Source organism: Microbacterium helvum (assembly GCF_014779795.1).
Classification (GTDB): Bacteria; Actinomycetota; Actinomycetes; order Actinomycetales; family Microbacteriaceae; genus Microbacterium; species Microbacterium helvum.
Genome location: NZ_JACXZS010000008.1, coordinates 156239 through 175284, shown reverse-complemented (window position 1 = coordinate 175284; position 19046 = coordinate 156239). Strand labels below are relative to the sequence as shown.

Below are 19046 nucleotides of genomic sequence, written 5' to 3'. Positions count from 1 at the left end.
GGGATCACCAGGTGAGAGTGGTCGGGTTGCCGCTCGACGCCGATTCGGCGATCCCGTCGAGCGCGCGAGAAAGTGTGACGAGGTCGGATGCCGGAGCCGGGCGATGCCGGCCGGCGATCGTTGCGGCGAACCGCGCGAGCAGCGCGGTCACCGAATCCTCGCCGAAGGGCAGCACGTCGCGACCTCGGGGAGTGCGGACATCGATCGACGGGCGGGCGAGGTCCACGAGAAGCGAGCCGTCGGTGCCCAGAAGACGCACGACAGCGCGCAGGATGCCGCTGCCCCCGGCGCTCTCGGCGGTCCGCGAGACGTGCATGCTGACGACGACATCGCGTTCGGTCTGTCCGAGGAGCGTGAAGGCGTCGGCCTTCGGCGTGCCATGGGCCTGGAGCCGCACTTGAGCCGGGCCGGTCGCCTGTCGCAGGAGGTCGACCAGGTAGACCCCGTGATTACGGAGCTCGCCGACCGGGCTGAGCCCGTCACCGGCGGCGACGACCAGGTCGGCGTTCACGGCGCGCAGCAGTCCGATCTCGGCACCCCGCACCGCGGACAGTGCGCGCGTGAATCCGGGGTGGACGCCGAGGTGGTGCCCGGGAACGACCGCGCCGGCGGCCTCGGCGAACGCCTCGAGCTCAGCGGTGTCGTCGAGCGTCGGCTTGTCCAGCAGGATCGGGAGACCGGCATCCGTCGCGAATCTCGCGAACGCGATCCGCTCGGCGCCGCGCAGGCACACTACGGCACCGGATGCCGCGACCCTGGGCTGCGCAGACACCTCGAGTTCGACGCCGAGGCCGTTTGCGAGGTCCGTCGCACGCGCGATCGCCTCGTCTCGGACGGTCGGCGGCGTCCACACGGCGACCGGCGCGAGTCCCGCAGCCTCGAGCCGCGGCGCCCACATGTCGGCCTGGTGGTGCTGGCGGCCCGTTCCGACGGCGCCCGCAAGGAGGACGGAGATGCCGCTCATGCCGCCACCTCGATCCGCACGGTCTCACCGGTGGCCAACGACCGCTCCGATGCCACGGCGAGGTCGACCGCATGCACGGCGGCTGCCACGGGCGGCGCGACCGGGCGACGCCCACGCGCGGCATCCACGAATCCTTCGAGCTCGCGGCGGAACGTGCGCGCGCCGCCTCCGTCCACGCCCCAGGCCGCCAGGCCGGTGTCGGTCCAGGCGAGCAGACCCTCGGCATCCCACTCCCGCGTGAGCACCCCTTCGGTGCCGACGACCGTGAGCTCGAGGTACGACGCCGACCGAGGCCGTTCGCCGCGACTGATCTCGCAGACCGCGGCAGCACCCGAGGCGAACCCGAGCTCCATGACGAGGTAGTCGTAGATGCCCAGTGCGGCGCTGGTGGTCTTCTGCCCCGTCGCGAACACACTGGCGGCGGGCTCGCCGATCCACCACGAGGCGAGGTCGACCAGGTGAACGCCGTTGTGGAGTGAGTGCCCGCCCGAGAGCTCCGGGTTCAGCACCCACGACTGCCATCCCGGCCAGATCCATCCGCCGTTCATGGCCACGCGCACGAACCGCGGCGTTCCGATCGCGCCGGAGTCGATGGCGTCGCGGATCGCCAATCCCTGGTCCGAGAACCGGTGACTGTGGCCGACGGCGAGAGCGAGGCCACGCTCGGCGGCCTCTCTCTGCAGTGCGCGCGCGCCGTCGCCGGTCATGGCGAGCGGCTTCTCCATGAGGAGATGCCTGTCCGCCGCGAGCACCGCGCGTCCGAGGCTCTCGTGCGTCATGTTCGGGGTGCACACGATGACGGCGTCGACCGAGGGGTCTGCCAGCAGTGCGTCGACGTCGTCGTACGCCGTGCAGCGCCCTGCGTACGCCGCCTCCGCCGCCCGCGCGGCATCGACGTCGCATACTGCGACCAGTCGCGCCTCGGGCATGGTCCGCAGCGCCGCCATGTGCGACACGGCGATGCCGCCGACCCCGACGATCCCGATTCCGAGAGGCTCGGATGCCTCACTCATTGCTTCCCTTTCGAAGGAGGACGCCAGGACGATGGGGGGTCTGTCGCCCGCTCTCCATCACCGCGACGCCGTTGACGAACACGTGGTCTATCCCCGACGACGGCGTCGCCGGGCGGTCGAAGGTCGCCGCCGAGTCGAATCGGACGTCGTCGAACACGACGACGTCCGCACGCAGTCCGGGCGCGATGCCGCTGACGAGTCCGACCCGCGCGGCCGGCGCGGTCGACATGCGCCGCACCGCTTCCCCGACCGAGGCCCCTAGATCGCGCATCCGGCGGTAGCCGGCCGAGAAGGCGCCCCACGAACGCGGGTGCGCGGCCGAGGCGGTGTGGTTCTCGTCGAGGGCGGTGCCGTCGGACGCGACCGAGATCCATGGCGTGCGGTACGCGAGGTCGACGTCGGCCCAGCGACCGCTTTCGACGGCGACGTCGACGAGTCCGTCGTTCGCGACGATGAGCCCCGCGAGCCAAAGCCACGGGTCGCCGTCGAAGCGCTCGGCGACAGGACCGACGGCCTCGGGCGTCCGGGACGCCTTCATCACGATGAGCTGCTCAGGCGCGTATCCGGTGGCGGCGAGCTGTCGCGCGACGGCGGGGAGATCAGCCTTCGTCGCATCCACCGCGGCGTCCGGTCCCGCCGCCCGAAGCGCGCTCGGCAGCAGCTGCAGCAGGGTCGTGTGCCCGTGCACGTAGGGGTAGGCATCCGCGGCGACGTCGACGCCAGCGGCGCGCAGATCGTCGAGCTGAGCGACCACGTCGGCGTATCCGTCCGCGTCGCCGACCCCGCGCAGGTGCGAGATCTGGAGCCGCGCTCCCGCCTTGGCCGCCGGCGCGGCGAGCTCGTCGACCGCCGTGCCGAGCGCACGGGTGCCGTAGTTCCGCAGGTGGGCCGATAGCACGGCGTCATGAGAGGCGACGACACGACCGACCAGTTCGAGCTCACGTGCCGTGGCCGCTTCCCCGGGCGCGTACATCAGCCCGACGCTCACGCCGAGGCATCCGGCATGGAGGGCGGCATGCAGTTCGTTCTCGAGAGCGTCGAGCTCGTCGTCGTCGAGGCGGCGGGCGGCGCCCCCGGCGACAGTGAACCGCGCAGACCCGTGGCCCACCTGCGCCGCGACGTTCGTGGCGGCCTGGGCGTCATCGAGCGCGCGGAGCCAGCCGTCGAGGTCGCTCCACGTCCACTCGAAGTCAGGCGTTACGTCGATCGTGCTGATGATCCGCGCAAGGCCCGCACGATCGGAGTTACCGGGCGCAGGAGACATCCCGCAATTGCCGACGACCTCGGTGGTCACACCCTGCGTCACGCGGCTCGCGTTGCCGGGGTAGGCGAACCGGCTGAGGTCGGAATGGCAGTGAATGTCGACGAACCCCGGCGCCACGACCCGGCCCGCGCAGTCGACGATCCTGGCGTCGTAGCCGGCACGCGGACGCTCGCCGGCGGGCACGATCGCTTCGACGCGCCCGTCTGCGAGCAGCACGTCGGCTGCGCGCGGATCATCGCCCGAGCCGTCGGCGACGAGGCCGCCGACCAAGGCCGTGCGAACGGGGGTACTCGACATGCTCAGGCACTCTCCCGCAGCAGCGAGAACTCACCGGCGCGCGCCATGGCTCCCAGCACCTCGTCGGCCTGCTCGAGGGTGCGGTCGATGTCGGCGTCGGTGTGCGCCAGCGAGATGTGGTTGCGCTTGAGCGACATCGGGTACATGAGCGAGCCCTTGTCGATCATGCGGCGGTGGAACGTCGCGTACGCCTCGTCGTCGTTGCGCAGCAGATCGCGGTAGCCGCGCACCTCGCCGTCGAGGAAGTAGGCGATGAAGACCGAGCCGATGCCGGTGATCACCGCGGGGATGCCGTGACCGTTCGTGATGCGGCGCAGCCCGTCGCGCATCCGATCGCCGAGCCGGTAGACGTGACCGTAGAAGTCGACCTCCGGGTCGTTCAGCACGGTGAGCGTCGCGATCGCGGCCGCCATCGACACCGAGTTGCCGTTGAAGGTGCCGGCGAGCATGACCTTGCCGCCGGTAGGCGTGAAGTTGCGCATGATCTCGGCGGCCCCCGCCAGACCCGCCACGGGGTAGCCGTTGCCCATGGACTTGCCGAATGTGGTGAGGTCCGGGATCACGCCGCAGATCTCCTGGTAGCCGCCTCGCGCATGCCGGAACCCCGTGATCACCTCGTCGAAGATCAGCACGCTGCCGTGCTTCGTCGTGAGGTCGCGCAGCCCCTGCAGGAAGGCGAGCTCGGGCAGCAGCGCGCCGACGTTGTGCGGGACGGGTTCCAGGATGACCGCCGCGATCTCGTCAGGGTGCGCGGCGAACAGCTCCTCGACCGAGGCGAGGTCGTTGAACTCCGCGATGAGGGTGTGATCCAGGGCGTCGTCGAGGATGCCGCTCGAGTTCGGGTCGCGGCGCCATGCGAGATCGGGGCTCGAGATCACGTTGCGGGCGATCGCGTCGTACGAGCCGTGGAAACAGCCCTGGAACTTGACGACGTACGGTCGGTTCGTCGCGCCGCGCGCGAGACGGATCGCCTGCAACACCGCCTCGGATCCGCTCATCGTGGAGATGACCATGTCGGCCGACGGGATCGCGTCGATCACCAGCTCCGCAGTGCGCACCTCCAGCTCCGTCGTGCCGAGACCCACGAGATCGAGGTCCTGGATCGCGGCGGTGATCGCGCTGTTGACGCGCTCGTCGCCGTGGCCGAGCAGGATCGCCCCGAACGCCGCGTGGTAGTCGGTGTAGCGGTTGCCGTCGAGGTCGGTGAGCGTCGCGCCGTGCGCGGATGCGAACGCCCAGGGGGCGCCGATGCTGCGCGTGGCGGAGTTGACTCCGCCGGGGATGATGCGCTCTGCCGCCTCGGCGAGGCTGCGGGAGGCCGATGTCACGTGGATCTCCTTGGTCGTTTCGTTCAGGTCTGACGAGACGCGCTCACGCGCGGGGGTCTTCGAGTTCCAGCAGCGCCAGCGCATCCTGCTGGATGATGCTTTCGACGGTCTCCTCCCGTACGTGCGGGAGGTCGCCGGCGCGCAGCCGCGCGATCCCGCGCAACCGGCTGATCGCCTCCGCCGGGGTCCAGAGCGGGTAGTCGGAGCCGAAGAGGAGCTTGGGCACCGTGTTCCACTCCTGCGCGTTGACGAGAGCCAGGTAGGCATCCATCTGCCGGGAGGGAACCCCGGAGACATCCGCGAACACGCGACGGTTCTTGCGCAGGACGACGTTGGTGTCTCGCTGCCACGGGTGACCCATGTGCGCCATCACCTGCGTCAGATCGGGATGCCGCCGCGCGACTTCGTCGATGACCAGCGGCTGGCTGACCGCGAGACGCCCGATCGGGCTCGGGGTGGCGCCCATGTGCCAGAGCGCCACCATCCCGTTGGCTGACAGCATCCTGTAGAAGTCGTCGAATTCGGGATCCAGCGGGTCGAACAGCGACAGCACGGGGTAGAGCTTCACTCCGCGCATCCCCAGTTCGATGGCCTCCTCGACCTGCTCGCGCCAGTTCGCGTCGAGCGGGTCGAGTGCGCAGAAGCCGATCGCGGGCGTTTTCATGCGCTGGATGAAGTCCGCCGTGAAGGCGTTCGGCGTGCGCACGCCCGCCTGCGACGCGGCCAGGCCGAACACGATGGCCACATCGATGCCGGCCTCGCCCATCACCTCATCGACGGACTCCGGAGTCACCACCGGATACGGATCGCCGCCGTACGCACCCTGCCAGTGGTCCTCGTGCTCGTGGCCCCAGTGGCCGGGCTGATGACAGTGGCTGTGGACGTCGACGATCACGAGATGGCCATTCGGGTGCGGAGCGCGCCGAGCGCGCTTTCGAATCGGGGCTCCGCCACGAGTTCAGCGGCCGCCGCGTTCAGGACGGGAAGGATGCGTTTCTGATCGGCGGGCTGGAGCTCACCGGTAGGGGCCGAGACCGACAGCGACATCACCGGCGGGCCCGCGGAGGGCAGCAGCACGGCCATGCAGGTCACACCACGATTACGCTCTTCGTCGTCGATGCTGTAACCGGTCTTGCGGATGCGCTGGAGGGCGGCGACGAGATCAGACTTGGACGTGATGGTCGTCGGCGTCCACCCCGTGTAGATCTCCTGCTCGGGCAGGTGCGCGTCGACCTCGTCCTCGGGGAGGGTCGACAGCAGCATCTTGCCCAGGCCGGTGCAGTATGCGAACTCGAGGGTGCCGCTGGTCGCGAACCGCAGCGCTCGCTGCGGTTCCTCGACATGCAGGTGCAGAACGAACCGCCCGTCGAGCACGCCGATGTTGGTCGTGAACCCCACTTCTTCCGCGAGCCGTCGAAGCACCGGGGCGGCCACCTCGGCGACGCTCGGCGGCCGGTAGCGTTCGGCGATTTCGTGCACGGTGTGCCCGATCGAGTACGCCGGCGGGGCACCGAACCTCCGCACGAATCCTTCTTCTTCCATGACCGCGAGGATGCGGACCAGCGTCGACTTCGGCAGGTCGAGCATACGGGCGAATTGGGCGAGGGTCAGCGGCCCGTCGGCCTCGCCCAGCAGCCTGAGCATAGCGAGTCCGCGGCTGAGACCCTGGGAGTGATACGACATGGCACGCTGTTCCACGTCGGCATGCTTTCACCCCCGAGCCTGAAATGGAACCCCATTCCATGTAACGAATTCGTAAGAAGACATGGAACGAACATCACGATTCGGGCCCTCGACATGGAACGTCTGGACATGGAACGCGGATCCGTGCAGATACTCACGCTCAGCGCTTGTCCCCACGCGAAGGAGCGACTGACGATGTCTTCCCGCCGAATCCGCCGCGGCCTTGTTTACGCGGCCGTCGCCGCGCTGGTTCTTGCGGTGGTGCCCGGTCAGGTCGCCGCCGCGGCACCGGCCGATGGCACCGTGCGCACCTTCGAAACCGAACCGGTCGGCGCGCCCCCGGCGGACTGCGACATCATCGGCGACGTCACCATCGCCGACGCCGGCTTCGGCGGCGCCCCCACCACCAACAAAGCCATGCGGCTGGTCGACCAGAGCAACACCGTCTACACCCGCACCTGGTGCCACTACCCCCAGACCGCCGAACGCTCCGTCACCTACCGGTTCTCACCCACCCAATTCAACGCCGGTCCCTACGTCGCCATCCAAGGCGCCCCCGGCACCAGCGCCAACGGCGTCTGGCGATTCACGTTCAACCGCGACGGCAACGACATCCGCGTCGCCGCCTACAACGGCTCCAGCTTCGCCGACGTCGCCCGCATCACCGGCGGCGCCGCCCTGAACCAATGGGTCGACGTCACCATCAACGCCACCCTGGACCGCGCCGAACTCATCCTCAACGGCGTCCGCTTCGAGACCGACCGTCGCAACGCCTCATCCCCCACCCTCGGCGACATCTACTTCGGCTCGGCCGGCGCCAGCGCCGTGGGCGTCCACTACTACATAGACGACCTCGCCGTGTCGGGCGAACTCGCCGACGACGCCTTCGCCGGCATCCCCGTCGAACCCCTCTTCGAGGGCGCCGTCGCCCGAGGCGAACAGATCGTCGACGCCCCGCTCGTCCGTTTCCAACTGCCCGAGGGCGCCAGCGTCGCGGATTACACGGTCGTCGCCGACTGGCGCGGGGAGACCATCCCCACCACCCTCAGCGAACCCGACGCCGACGGCTGGGTCACGGCATCCATCACCCACACCTTCACCCAGGCCGGTGCCGGAACGCTGCGCACCACCGTGACAGATGCCGAGGGGATCACCTCCGTCAGCACGCAGGAGATCTCCGTCGCCGGGGACCTGTCGACGCTCACCTTCGAGTCGGACCCGGTCGGCGCATTGCCGCCTGACTGCTCGACTCTTGGCGGGTACACGGCGGCGGGTGTGAGCGATGAGGCCGCGCACGAAGGTGCCCGGTCGCTGCGACTTCACGACACGAGCACGACCGCTTCGGTCGGGGTCACCTGCACAAACCTCGGCCAGCAAGGCGTCTACTTGTCCTTCCAGTTGAACCCACTGAGCCTCCAGGGCTTCACATTCGACGTCATCGGGCGATCGCTGCAGCCCACCGGGCAACCCGCGAACTCGTTGTTCCGCTTCGCGGCTCGCGCCGACGGCGGCATCCTGTGGTACGAGACCGCCACATCGTCCTATCGGGAGCTCGCGCCCGCTGGAACACTGCCGGGCGGGCAGTGGAGCCGCGTCACGGTGGCGGTGCCCACCGACCACGCTGCCGCACGAGTCAGCGTCGACGGCGTATACGTCGGTTCCGCCGGATCCACGATCGGCAACAACGCCGCCCGATACAACGAGGTCGCCGCGATCACCGGCATCGCGTTCACGACGAGTGGAAGCGGTGCGGCCGGCAACCTTGACGACGTCTTCGTCGATGACGTCGTGTTCGGCACGCCCGACCTCACTCCCCAGTCCGAAGTGGGCACGTCGCCGTTCCGGATTGGCGACGAGGTCGTCGTCGACAACGAGGGTCTCGTAGGATTCCCCAACCCTGGCGCAGTCGTTCCGCACGGCAACGGCTCGCGCCTCTTGCTGTCGTACTCGGAGCACCCCGACACCACGAGCGCGAGTGGATCCGGACTCGCCATGTCGGACGACGGCGGCGCGACGTGGACGAAGACGCTCGAAACGAATCCGATGCCGCACACGTCCGGCTTCCAGCTCACGCAGCTGCGCAACGGCGATGTCATCGCGGTCAACCACCACACTTACATGACGGCCGACACACACAAGGCCACGGTGGAGACGGCGGTCTCGCACGATAACGGGGCAACGTGGACACAGCGCGCGGGGCTCATGACAGCGCCCGAACCCATGCGGCCTCTCGCCGCGTCCGAACGGCCGGGCACCACCCTCGGTGGTTTCTTGGCGCTGCATACCCTCCTGGAGGATCCCGACGGGACGCTCTACATGTCGGCGTATGGTTTCTATGCGGTCGACACGAAGTATCGGCAGATCGTGCTCGTGTCCGAAGACGGAGGCGTGAACTGGTCGGTCCGCGGCACGGTCGGCGTCTTCGACGCATCCATCCCGGACACCTCCGGCCCCTGCGAAGGGGCACTCGAGCGCCTCGCCGACGGCTCTCTCCTGATGGTGATGCGCATGGGCCCGAAGGTGCCGATGATGATGTCGCGCTCGTTTGACAACGGCGCGACGTGGACGCCGCTGGAGAAGGTGAAGGTGGGCCCGTCCCAGCAGGACCTCTATGCGATCCAGCCCACACTGGAGCTTCTGCCTACCGGCGAGCTGCTGCTGATGGTCGGCCGCCCAGGCCTCGTCCTGACGGTCTCGCGAACCGGACTCGGCAACGACTGGACCGTCCCGGTCGGTGTCGACTACGCCAACTCCGAGAACGGCGCCTTCAATGTCCTTGATCCCTTCACTCTCGCGGTGACGGGCGACCGCGGCCGGGTGCTGCCCGCGCGCGTGTGGTCGCGCCACGTGACCATCGAACCGCCGTGCGAGACGGTCGTCACCGGGGCTCACGACGGGCCGCTCAACGCGGGCACCGGCGGTCTGTGCCTGGTGGATGCCACGGTCACGGGTGCGATCACCGTGACCGACGGCGGCAGGCTGATCACGCAGAACTCGACCATCACGGGCCCCGTGCACGCGACCGACGCCTCCACCGTATCGCTGTGCGCCTCGACCATCACCGGCCCGGTCACCGTGACAGGCACGACTGGGACCGTCGCCATCGGCGACACGACGAGCGGATGCCGCAGCACGACCATCGCCGGACCGGTGCGCATCACCGGCAGCGGCGGGTCGGTCGTCGTCGACCGCGCGAAGATCACCGGCGCCGTGTCGCTCACCGACAACCACAGCGCGCTCGCGAGTGTGCTGGCCGGTGTCGACCTTCGCGGGCCTCTCGCCTGCTCCGGCAACGCCGTAGCGCCGACCGATGCGGGAGCGGCGGCCACGGTCGTCGGGCCCCGCACCGGCCAGTGCGCGGACCTGAGCCGGGGCTGACGAATGCGGTTACAGGCAGAAGCGGGAGCGTGATCGGGTGCTCACCATCACGGGAGCCGTTCTCGAAGAAGTCGGGCGCCCTCGTCCGTTCTCCACCTCAAGGCCTCTCACGGTGTCGGAACTGACCCTCGATCCGCCCGGACCAGACGAGATCCTGGTGCGGATCGAAGCGGCCGGGATCTGCCACTCCGACCTGTCGGTCGCCGACGGCAACCGCGTGCGTCCCACGCCGATGCTCCTGGGCCACGAAGCCGCCGGGATCGTGGAGGGTCTCGGCGACAATGTCGACGACCTCCACATCGGCGATCGGGTCGTGCTCACGTTCCTGCCGCTCTGCGGGGAGTGCGACGGATGCCGCTCCCACGGCCGACTGCCGTGCGAACGGGGCGCGGAGGCCAACGGCGCGGGTGCACTGATGGGCGGCGGGCGTCGCCTCCGCCGCAACGGCACGCCGGTGCACCACCATCTCGGCGTCTCGGGCTTCTCGACGCACGCCGTCGTCCACCGCAGCTCCGCGGTGCGCGTCGCCCCGGACGTGCCTGCCGAAGTGGCGGCGCTGCTCGGCTGCGCAGTGCTGACCGGCGGTGGAGCCGTCATCAACGCCGGCCGGCCCGAGCCGGGTGAGACGGTCATGGTCGTCGGCCTCGGCGGCGTGGGACTTGCCGCAGTGCTCGTCGCGCTCGCGGAGCGGCATCCTGTGATCGCCGTCGACGCGCTGGAATCGAAGCTGGCCGTCGCGCGCGAACTCGGTGCCCAACAAGTGCTCACCCCCGCCCAGCTCGCCGAGAGCGGCCAGCGTGCCCCCGTCGTCATCGAGGCAGCGGGGCATCCCCGTGCGTTCGAGACCGCCTTCGCGGCGACGGCACCGGGTGGCACCACCGTGACGGTCGGGCTGCCTGCGCCGTCCGCGCGCTCCGAGATCTCACCCCTCGCCGTCACCACCGAGGCGCGGCGGATCGTCGGCAGCTACCTCGGCTCCTCGGTCCCCGCTCGCGACATCCCGCGCTACGCGGACCTGTGGCGCAACGGCAACCTTCCCGTCGAACGGCTCATCTCGGGCCGTGTCGGCTTCGACGACCTCAATGCTGCGATGGATGCGCTCGCCGACGGGCGCGCGCTCCGCCAGATCCTCGTTCCCTCACCATCGACAAGGAGAGACCCTGCATGAAGATCCTCACGATCTACGCCCATCCCGCCGACACGATCACCAATTGCGGCGGCACTCTCGCCCGGCACGCGGACGCCGGCGACGAGATCACCGCATTGCTGGTGACGCACGGCGGTCGTATCCACGCCAACCGCTACGCGGAGGAGTGGCGCAAGGCGGACCGGGCGCAGGAGATCGTCGACGCGGGCCTCACCGAGATCGTCGACCACAAGAAGCACGAGCTGGAGCGTGCCGCCGAGTACATCGGCATCCAGAAGCTCGTCACCCTCGACCATGACGACACCCTGGCGGCGGTGAACGAAGACATCGTCGAAGAGATCGCGGAGCAGATCGCCCGCGAGCAGCCGGATGTCATCGTCTGCGACTACCCGAAGAACCCGGTCATGGCCACCGACCCGCACACCGTGATCAGCACGATGGCGCTGGCGGCGATCGCGCGGGCGGGCAGCTACCTGCAGAACCTCGACGGCCGCGCCGAGACCACCATCAAGCAGGTCTTCTTCACGGCCCTGCAGGCGACGGCCAACGACGCGCTCACCCACTACGGCGTGCGGAACGACTACTTCGTCGACATCACGCCCGTCGTCGGCCGCAAGGTCGCCGCGATGGACTGCTTCGACAGCCAGGGCTACTCCGGCCTGTTCGCACGCAAGCTCATCGAGTCGGCGAACGGCGAGTTCGGCCGCTCGGCCGGCGTGAACTTCGCGGAGGGCTTCGTGCGGCTCAACAGCGAGACCCACGCTCTGCTGACCGTCACCGAAGCGGCTCGTGCCGCCGACCCGCTCACCCGGCACGTCACGTACTCACAACTGGATCTGCGCGCGGCCTTCCCGGTGCGCACCGACTGACCCCGATGAGTGCCGGCCGTGGACGGACCTCGGCCGGCATTGACGCCACTCGTCGCAGACAGACACCTCGACCGCGCAGCGATGCCGGCCGCCGCTTGAAGAGAAGGAGCAGTCGATGGAACCCCAGACCGCACGCACCTGGCGGCTGCGAACCGTCGCGGCGGCAGCCGCGATCGGCCTCGCGCTCGCAGCCGCACCGGCGACGCTCGCTGCCGCCGCACCCGCAGCCGAGCTGGTCCGCAGCTTCGACACGGAGACACTCGGCGCGCCGCCGACAGGCTGCGTGAGCGTCGGCGACGTCACGATCGCCGACGCCTCCTTCGGCGGAGCCGCCGAGTCGAACCGGGCACTGCGTCTGAACGACCAGACCACGACCGCTCAGACGCGCACCCAATGCACGTACCCGACGGCCACCGAGCGCTCGGTGTCGTTCAGGATCGCGCCCGCGCAGCTGGCGAACAGCATGATCGTCGCCCTCATGGCCGGGCCCGGAGGAAACGGCAACGGCGCGTGGCGCTTCGTCTTCGCCAAAGACGGACCGAACCTGCGCGTTCAGGCCTACAACGGCTCCGCCTGGGTGACTTTCGCCTCCGTTCCCGGCGGGGCTGATCTCGGCGTGTGGCAAGACGTGACCATCAATGCCACGCTCGACCACGCCGAGCTCATCGTGAACGGGATGCGCTTCCAGACGACGGTCCGAGTCGCGGCACCGACCGCGATGGGGGACGTCTACTTCGCCTCCGCCGGCACGGCCGCAGTGGGCGTCGACTTTTATGTGGACGACCTGGCGGTCGCGGGCACGCTGTCCGACGACGCCTTCGCCGGCGTTCCTGTCGAGCCGCTGTTCACCGGCGCCGTGAAGGGCATCGAGGTCGTGGATGCTCCGATCGCGCGATTCCGCGTCGCGGAGGGAGCGGACGCCGCCGACTATTCGGTGGTGACAACCTGGATGGGCTCGCAGCTTCCGGTGACCTTGAGCGCGCCCGACGGCGTCGGGTGGGTGACGGCATCCATCACGTACATCTTCCCCGACACGGTCAGCGGAGTTCTCCGCACGGTCGTCACAGATGCGGCCGGAACCGCCTCGGCGGTCGAGCAGTATGTCTCCGTCCGGGCACATCGTGAGGTGACCGTCGCGACCGCACCGCAGAACCTGCAGATCCGCTTCCCCGACGTCATCAGGCTCGAGGACGGACGGCTGCTCGTCGCGTACTATCAGGCCTCCGGGCACACGGCGCCCAGCGGCGACATCCTGATCACGACGTCGGGCGACGACGGTGAGACGTGGTCGACCTCGACCGTCGTGGTGGATGTCGCCGACGACGCGCGCGACCCGAAGCTCGTACAACTGCGGGACGGCACCATCCTGCTCACCTACTTCGACTACAACTGGACGGCGCCGACCGTCGTGCAGCCCTTCCTCGTGCGATCCACAGACGGCGGCGCAACCTGGTCGGACCCGATCTTCGTCTCGAACGACCTGAGCAGCGCGAGTAGCCGCGCCGAGGGGTGGGCGGCGAGCCACGGACCCATCGTGGAGCTGGCGAACGGCGACCTGCTCGCGCCGATCTACGGGACGGCCGACCGCACCCCGGAGCATGCGGCGATCGTGCGCAGCACGGACGGCGGGCTCACCTGGGACCCCCACACCGTCGTCCTCGCGCAGGACACGCGCATCGCCTTCCAGGAGCCGAACCTCACGGTGTTGCCGTCGGGGGAGATCGTCGCGCTGATCCGGTCGACATCCTCACCGATCCGGGCCTACCTCACGAGATCCTTCGACGACGGACACACGTGGACCGGAGCCGTCGTCACCGACCTGCCCGCTCAGTCTCACCACCAGCTGCTCACGCAGGCCGGCCAGGTGCTTCTGACGTACGGCAATCCCGAACTGGCGGGGCGCCCGACGCAGGGCGTGCTCATCGAGAACCCTGATTTCGATTGGGACGGCTACGCAGCGGATGCACTGCCGATCTACGATTCCGGCAATGGCGATCAGGGCAACCCGTCGAGCGTCGAGATCGAGCCGGGGAAGTTCATCACGCTGGGCTACAACGTGACGGCGCGCACGCTCACGGCCGTGTTCACGTCCGCGAGCGACTACCGGCCTGACGACCACGCGTCGGCACCGCCGGCGGCCGGTGTGCTCCAGTCGAACGAGGGGTGGGACACCGGGCTCAGCGACGGGACCTTCCAGATCTCGATGCACCTGTGGTGGGGCGAGAACGCGAGCCTCTGGCGTCTGTACCGGAACGGCAACCTCGTGGCAGTGAAGGAGCTCGAGCCCGGATCTCCGTCGGCGCAGGAGGCGATCGTCGACGTCACCGGCCTGCCGAACGGCCGCTACGAGTTCACGGGGGAGCTCATCAACTCGAAGGGATCCTCCAAGCTCACTCCCGTCACCGTCGAGGTCTCGGACGCGAACCCGGCACGCCCTGTGCTCAGCGCGCCCAACAAGGACGGCGACGGCACGTACACCGTCACCGCGAACCTCTGGTGGGGCACGAATGCCACCTCCTACGTATTCCGCGAGAACGGGATCGATGTCGCATCCGGCGACCTCACGGCCGCCAGCCCCTCGCCCCAAGTCGCCACGTTCGACGTCACCGGCAAGCAGCCGGGAACGTACGTCTACACGGTGGAGTTCCGCAACGCGGCCGGCGCGACCGAGAGCACGCCCCTCACGGTCACCGTCATCCACTGAGCGGACTCGACGGGCCCGGCGTTCATCGTCACCGCTGGCCCCGCTGCCGAGAGAGAACGGAACACGCATCATGGCCGGAGCCGGTGGGGCTTCTCGTCCGGCATCGCGCCTCGTCGTCGGCGCCGCCCAGCTCGGTCAGAGTTACGGACGCAGCGGCAGGCCAGCCCCGACGGAGTCCGAGGTGCAAGAGATCCTCACGAGGGCCGTCGGGTCGCGCTGCGCTGCGGTCGACACCGCCCGCGCATACGGCGACAGTGAGGCGAGCGTCGGGGCGGCCCGCAAAGCCGGCGTCGCGCGTGACCTGCCGATCGTCACCAAGATCCGACCGCTCGCGGGCGACGAACCCGGCCGAGTCGCGGCATCCACTCGTCTGAGCCTGGCAGAATCCCTGGCGGCGTTGCGCGCGGAGCGCGTCGAGGTCGTCCTGCTGCACCGCGCGGAGGATCTCACACGTGCCGACGGCGCTGCCGTCGGCACGTTGCGTGCCGCACACGAGAGCGGCCTCATCGGGATGTGGGGCGTCTCCGCGTCGGACCCCGATGAACTGATCGCCGCACTGGCCGTACCCGACCTCGGCCACGTCCAACTCCCCTTCAACCTGCTCGACAGGCGCTGGCTGCGCCCCGACGTACAGGCGGCGCTCGCGGCCCGGCCGGACGTCACGATCGTCGCGCGATCGGTGTTCCTGCAGGGGCTGCTGCTCCATCCGGAGCCAGGCATGTGGCCGGACGGAACCGAGCCGACGGCGACCGCCGTGTCCGTCGCTCTCTCGATCCTCTCGGCGGAGACAGGCCGGATGCCCGCCGGTCTCTGCATCGGCTACGCGCTCGCCCAGCCGTGGATCGACGCCGTCGTCGTCGGCATCCGCTCCGCGCAGCAATTGACCGACGTTGTGGACGAGTGCGCGAGGCCGCCCCTGAGCTGCGATGAATGCGAGCAGGTGATCCGCGCCCTGCCTGGCGGATCGCCGAACCTGATCAACCCGGCCCTCTGGCCGCAGATGTCGAAGGAGACGACATGAATCCCCATCGCTTCGATCTGACAGATCGCGTGGCCTGGGTCGCCGGCGGTGGCGGGCTGCTCGGCACGGAGGTCGCGCGGGCGCTCGCCGAGCACGGCGCGCACGTGATTGTCGCCGACCGGAGGCTCGCCGAGGCCGAGCGCGTCGCCGACAGTCTGGTCGCCGACGGACTGCTCGCGGAAGCCGCCGAGCTCGATGTGGCCGATCCCGACGGTCCGGACCGACGGGCCGCCGACATCGTGCAGCGGCACGGCAGGCTCGATATCGCCGTGAACCTGTGCGCGACGCATTCCGGCTTAACGTACGAGGAGCTCGACGGCCCGGGCCTGACCGCCGGGCTGGCGATCACCCTCCAGGGAGCCTTCTGGTTCGGCCGCGCGGCAGAGCGGGCGATGCTCTCCCTGCCGGCGGGCCACGGCGGCCGGATCATCCAGTTCGGCTCGATGTACGGCGTCGTGAGCCCAGACCCGTCGAACTATCCCACCGAAATCCCAATCAACCCGGTGGAGTACGGCATGGCCAAGGCCGGGGTGGGCCAGCTGGTTCGCTATCAAGCGGTCCGCCTCGCGAAGCACGGCATCACGGTCAACGCCATCATCCCGGGCCCGTTCCCCAACCCTGAGGGGCAGGGAGCCCAGGCGCACTTCGTCGAACGCCTCGCCTCCCGTGTCCCGCTTGGCCGAGTAGGCAACCCGAGCGAGATCGCCAGCGCGGTCGTCTTCCTCTCTTCGCCCTCAGCGAGCTTCGTCACCGGAATTCAGCTGCCGATCGACGGCGGCTGGACCGCCTGGTAGGCCCAGACGCAGTAGGGCAGCAGTCCGGAAGCGCGTTAGTGACCGCCTTCGAGCCGGATGCCGTGGGCACGGTGCCCGCAGGCTGCGCGACCACTACCGCACACTCATCGATACGGGCTATCGCGCCCTCGCCCCGGACGTGCCGCTCATCCCGGCCCGCGGGGCCGACACCGCGACCGGACGAGAGCACGTGCGATAGGACACACCCACACTCGGTGTGGGTTCGCGTCTGGCAGAAGCCCCCGACCCGATCGATCTCGCAGCTCTGGCCGCCCGAGCCGTGGCGTTAGCGACGGCGTCGACGGCAAGGCCAGGCGCATCAACTGGAGCTTCGAGAAGTTCGTGATCAGCCCACCGGTGAAGTCAACCGATTCGCCCCCCAAGGTGCTGCCCACCGACCCCGGTGTCATCGTATCCATCGAGGAGTGGCTACCGAGCAACCGTTCATCGCCGGGCAGCATGCGTCATAGGGCGTCAGGCCTCACCAGCGGCAGGAACACCTCATCCACGATCTCGACGATCGCCTCGTCCGACAATGGCACCGCGTTCATCAGCAGATCGTGCCGGTACAGGTCCACCGCGACCGACCGAACTCGACGCGTCAGCTTCGCGGGGTCGGCCTCGCCCCGTTCCACCGCCCGGGCGAGGATCGTGTCGAGCGCTCCCCCTGCCCGTGCGCCCAGTGCACGCTCGCGCACGTCGGCGAACGTGCGGCCGGAGTCGGCGTAGTACGCGCCCATGAACACGCTCATCAGCGGCGCCAGCTCTGCGCGTGACAGGTTCGAGTGCCGCAGCGACTCGATCATGTCGCCGCGCAGGCTTCCCGTGTCGGGCGGGTCCATGCGGTCGCGGTTCAGGCCGTACGTGAGCGTCGCGTCGAGCAGTGAATCGCGGTCGGGCCAGCGGCGATAGATCACCGACCGACTCGTCTCGGCCTTCTCGGCGACCGCGTCGATCGTGAACGCGTGATAGCCACCGTCGACCAGCTGCCCCCAGCCGGCAGCGAGGATCGCCTCTTCGAGCTCCTGCCCTCGACGTCGCTTCGCCGGCTGCTCAAGATCCATTTGTGTATCTTATCCGAGCGGCGTACACTCGGCCACGAAGATACACATCTGTATCTTATTTCGAGGAGTCCGCATGACCACCACCACCGCACCCGCCGTGCCGCGCAGCGCCGTCATCTCGGCGCTCGTGCTCGTCGCCGGCGGCCTCGCCGTCATCTTCGACAGCACGATCATGAGCATCGCGCTGGCGACGCTCGCCACCGACCTCAACGTCCCGGTGAGCACGATCCAGTGGGTCACGACGGCCTACCTGCTCGCCCTCGGCGTCGCCATCCCGATCGTCGGCTGGGCGCAGGCGCGCCTGGGCGGCAAGCGGCTCTGGATGATCGCGCTCACGATCTTCCTGCTCGCCTCGATCGCGTGCAGTCTCGCGTGGGATGCCCCGAGCCTCATCACCTTCCGCGTGATCCAGGGCATCGGCGGCGGACTCATGATGCCGCTGATGGCGACCCTCGCGATCCAGCAGGTTCCCGCCGGCGCCGGCCTCGGACGCCTCATGGCGATGGTCAGCCTCCCGGCCGCGCTCGGCCCCATCCTCGGCCCGGTCCTGGGGGGCCTCATCCTCAACTGGCTCGACTGGCACTGGATCTTCTGGATCAACGTCCCGTTCTGCCTCATCGGCCTCGCGCTCGCCTGGCGGTTCCTTCCCGACGACCCGCCGCGCGGCCGCCCCGTGCTGGACTGGGTCGGGCTGGTGCTCGTCTCCCCGGCGCTCGTCGGCGTCCTCTACGGCCTCTCGAACGTCAGCCAGGACGGCGGCTTCGCCCGCGCCGACGTGTGGCTCCCCCTCGTCGCCGGTCTCGTCCTGATGGCGGCGTTCGCCTTCACGCAGGTCCGACGACCGAAGACCGCCCTCATCGACGTCGGACTGCTCCGGCGGCGGCCGGTGGCAGCATCCTCCGCCGTTCTCTTCCTCTCGGGCGCCTCACTGTACGGATCGATGCTGCTGCTGCCGCTGTACTTCCAGATCGTGCGAGACACCGACGTGCTCACCGCCGCGCTCCTGCTGATCCCGCAGGGCGTCGGCGCGCTGCTCAGCCGCACGCTCGCCGGCCGCCTGACGGACTCGCTCGGAGCGCGGGCGGTGGCGATCGCGGGGTTCATCGTCATGGGTCTCGCGACGATCCCGTTCGCGCTGTCGGACGGCACGACGAACGAGATCTGGCTGATGATCACGCTGCTCGTGCGCGGCTTCGGCATGGGCGCCGTCATGATCCCGGTGATGTCGGTCGCGTTCGTCGGTCTGGAACGCGACGAGGTGCCGCACGCCAGCATCATCACACGCCTCGCGCAGCAGATCGGCGGCGCGTTCGGCACGGCGATCCTCGCGGTGATCCTCGAGGCCACCACGCGCGGCGCGACCGGTATCGCCGGCCTCGCGACCGGGTTCGACGTGGCGTTCTGGTGGGCGGTCGGCTTCACGGTCGTGGCGATCGGCGTCTGCTTCGCACTGCCCGCGACCGTCAAGCAACCTGCGGTGGCGGCATCCACCACCCTCAAATAAGACAGCGGATGCCGTA

14 protein-coding genes are annotated in these 19046 nt (G+C 69.3%); 7 read left to right on the top strand and 7 right to left on the bottom strand.

Translation table 11 applies throughout. The features are described from left to right. Positions 1-4: 4 nt before the first annotated feature. From IF188_RS13345 to IF188_RS13320, 6 genes are read right to left on the bottom strand one after another with little or no spacing between them, the layout of a single operon-like run. On the bottom strand, positions 5-964 hold the full coding sequence (locus IF188_RS13345) for a Gfo/Idh/MocA family oxidoreductase (RefSeq protein WP_191172291.1): 960 nt from the start codon (positions 962-964) through the stop codon (positions 5-7). Further along, positions 961-1977 (bottom strand): Gfo/Idh/MocA family protein, encoded by a 1017-nt coding sequence (locus tag IF188_RS13340; protein WP_191172290.1) that lies wholly within the window; start codon positions 1975-1977, stop codon positions 961-963. Before IF188_RS13340 ends, IF188_RS13345 begins: the two co-directional genes overlap by 4 nt. Beyond that, the gene (locus IF188_RS13335) at positions 1970-3538 is read right to left on the bottom strand and encodes an N-acyl-D-amino-acid deacylase family protein (RefSeq protein WP_191172289.1); all 1569 of its coding nucleotides are present in this window, start codon (positions 3536-3538) and stop codon (positions 1970-1972) included. The genes IF188_RS13340 and IF188_RS13335 overlap by 8 nt, the downstream gene beginning before the upstream one ends. Before the next feature lie 2 nt (positions 3539-3540). Then, positions 3541-4866 (bottom strand): aspartate aminotransferase family protein, encoded by a 1326-nt coding sequence (locus IF188_RS13330; RefSeq protein ID WP_318152878.1) that lies wholly within the window; start codon positions 4864-4866, stop codon positions 3541-3543. Positions 4867-4909: 43 nt separating this feature from the next. Beyond that, a complete protein-coding gene (locus IF188_RS13325) occupies positions 4910-5761 on the bottom strand; it encodes an amidohydrolase family protein (RefSeq protein ID WP_191172287.1) in 852 nt (283 codons plus the stop codon). Further along, a complete protein-coding gene (locus IF188_RS13320; RefSeq protein ID WP_191172286.1) occupies positions 5758-6564 on the bottom strand; it encodes an IclR family transcriptional regulator in 807 nt (268 codons plus the stop codon). Before IF188_RS13320 ends, IF188_RS13325 begins: the two co-directional genes overlap by 4 nt. A gap of 180 nt (positions 6565-6744) precedes the next feature. Between IF188_RS13320 and IF188_RS13315 the strand changes: the two genes are divergently transcribed. The 6 genes from IF188_RS13315 (at position 6745) to IF188_RS13290 (ending at position 16462) form a co-directional block, all read left to right on the top strand. Next, a complete protein-coding gene (locus IF188_RS13315; RefSeq protein WP_191172285.1) occupies positions 6745-9927 on the top strand; it encodes a sialidase family protein in 3183 nt (1060 codons plus the stop codon). A gap of 37 nt (positions 9928-9964) precedes the next feature. Further along, complete coding sequence (locus tag IF188_RS13310) at positions 9965-11095, top strand: alcohol dehydrogenase catalytic domain-containing protein (RefSeq protein WP_191172284.1); 1131 nt, start codon at positions 9965-9967, stop codon at positions 11093-11095. Beyond that, positions 11092-11943, top strand: a complete 852-nt coding sequence (locus IF188_RS13305) for a PIG-L deacetylase family protein (protein WP_191172283.1) — start codon at positions 11092-11094, stop codon at positions 11941-11943. Before IF188_RS13310 ends, IF188_RS13305 begins: the two co-directional genes overlap by 4 nt. A gap of 115 nt (positions 11944-12058) precedes the next feature. After that, positions 12059-14647: an exo-alpha-sialidase gene (locus IF188_RS13300; protein ID WP_191172282.1), complete on the top strand. Its 2589-nt coding sequence runs from the start codon at positions 12059-12061 to the stop codon at positions 14645-14647. Positions 14648-14717: 70 nt separating this feature from the next. Further along, on the top strand, positions 14718-15668 hold the full coding sequence (locus IF188_RS13295; RefSeq protein ID WP_191172281.1) for an aldo/keto reductase: 951 nt from the start codon (positions 14718-14720) through the stop codon (positions 15666-15668). Next, positions 15665-16462 (top strand): SDR family NAD(P)-dependent oxidoreductase, encoded by a 798-nt coding sequence (locus IF188_RS13290; protein WP_191172280.1) that lies wholly within the window; start codon positions 15665-15667, stop codon positions 16460-16462. The genes IF188_RS13295 and IF188_RS13290 overlap by 4 nt, the downstream gene beginning before the upstream one ends. A gap of 464 nt (positions 16463-16926) precedes the next feature. Here the strand turns inward: IF188_RS13290 and IF188_RS13285 are convergent, their stop codons facing one another. Beyond that, complete coding sequence (locus tag IF188_RS13285; RefSeq protein ID WP_191172279.1) at positions 16927-17526, bottom strand: TetR/AcrR family transcriptional regulator; 600 nt, start codon at positions 17524-17526, stop codon at positions 16927-16929. A 73-nt stretch (positions 17527-17599) separates the two neighbouring features. Between IF188_RS13285 and IF188_RS13280 the strand changes: the two genes are divergently transcribed. Continuing rightward, positions 17600-19030, top strand: coding sequence for an MDR family MFS transporter (locus IF188_RS13280; protein ID WP_191172278.1), 1431 nt, complete (start codon positions 17600-17602; stop codon positions 19028-19030). The last annotated feature ends 16 nt before the right edge of the window (positions 19031-19046 follow it).

Excerpts from the sequence above, each read along its gene's own strand:
- IF188_RS13345 (WP_191172291.1), bottom strand. The coding sequence starts at position 964 with ATGAGCGGCATCTCCGTCCTCCTTGCGGGCGCCGTCGGAACGGGCCGC.
- IF188_RS13285 (WP_191172279.1), bottom strand. The coding sequence starts at position 17,526 with ATGGATCTTGAGCAGCCGGCGAAGCGACGTCGAGGGCAGGAGCTCGAA.
- IF188_RS13295 (WP_191172281.1), top strand. The coding sequence starts at position 14,718 with ATGGCCGGAGCCGGTGGGGCTTCTCGTCCGGCATCGCGCCTCGTCGTC.
- IF188_RS13335 (WP_191172289.1), bottom strand. The coding sequence starts at position 3,538 with ATGTCGAGTACCCCCGTTCGCACGGCCTTGGTCGGCGGCCTCGTCGCC.
- IF188_RS13305 (WP_191172283.1), top strand. The coding sequence starts at position 11,092 with ATGAAGATCCTCACGATCTACGCCCATCCCGCCGACACGATCACCAAT.
- IF188_RS13290 (WP_191172280.1), top strand. The coding sequence starts at position 15,665 with ATGAATCCCCATCGCTTCGATCTGACAGATCGCGTGGCCTGGGTCGCC.
- IF188_RS13300 (WP_191172282.1), top strand. The coding sequence starts at position 12,059 with ATGGAACCCCAGACCGCACGCACCTGGCGGCTGCGAACCGTCGCGGCG.
- IF188_RS13280 (WP_191172278.1), top strand. The coding sequence starts at position 17,600 with ATGACCACCACCACCGCACCCGCCGTGCCGCGCAGCGCCGTCATCTCG.
- IF188_RS13340 (WP_191172290.1), bottom strand. The coding sequence starts at position 1,977 with ATGAGTGAGGCATCCGAGCCTCTCGGAATCGGGATCGTCGGGGTCGGC.
- IF188_RS13315 (WP_191172285.1), top strand. The coding sequence starts at position 6,745 with ATGTCTTCCCGCCGAATCCGCCGCGGCCTTGTTTACGCGGCCGTCGCC.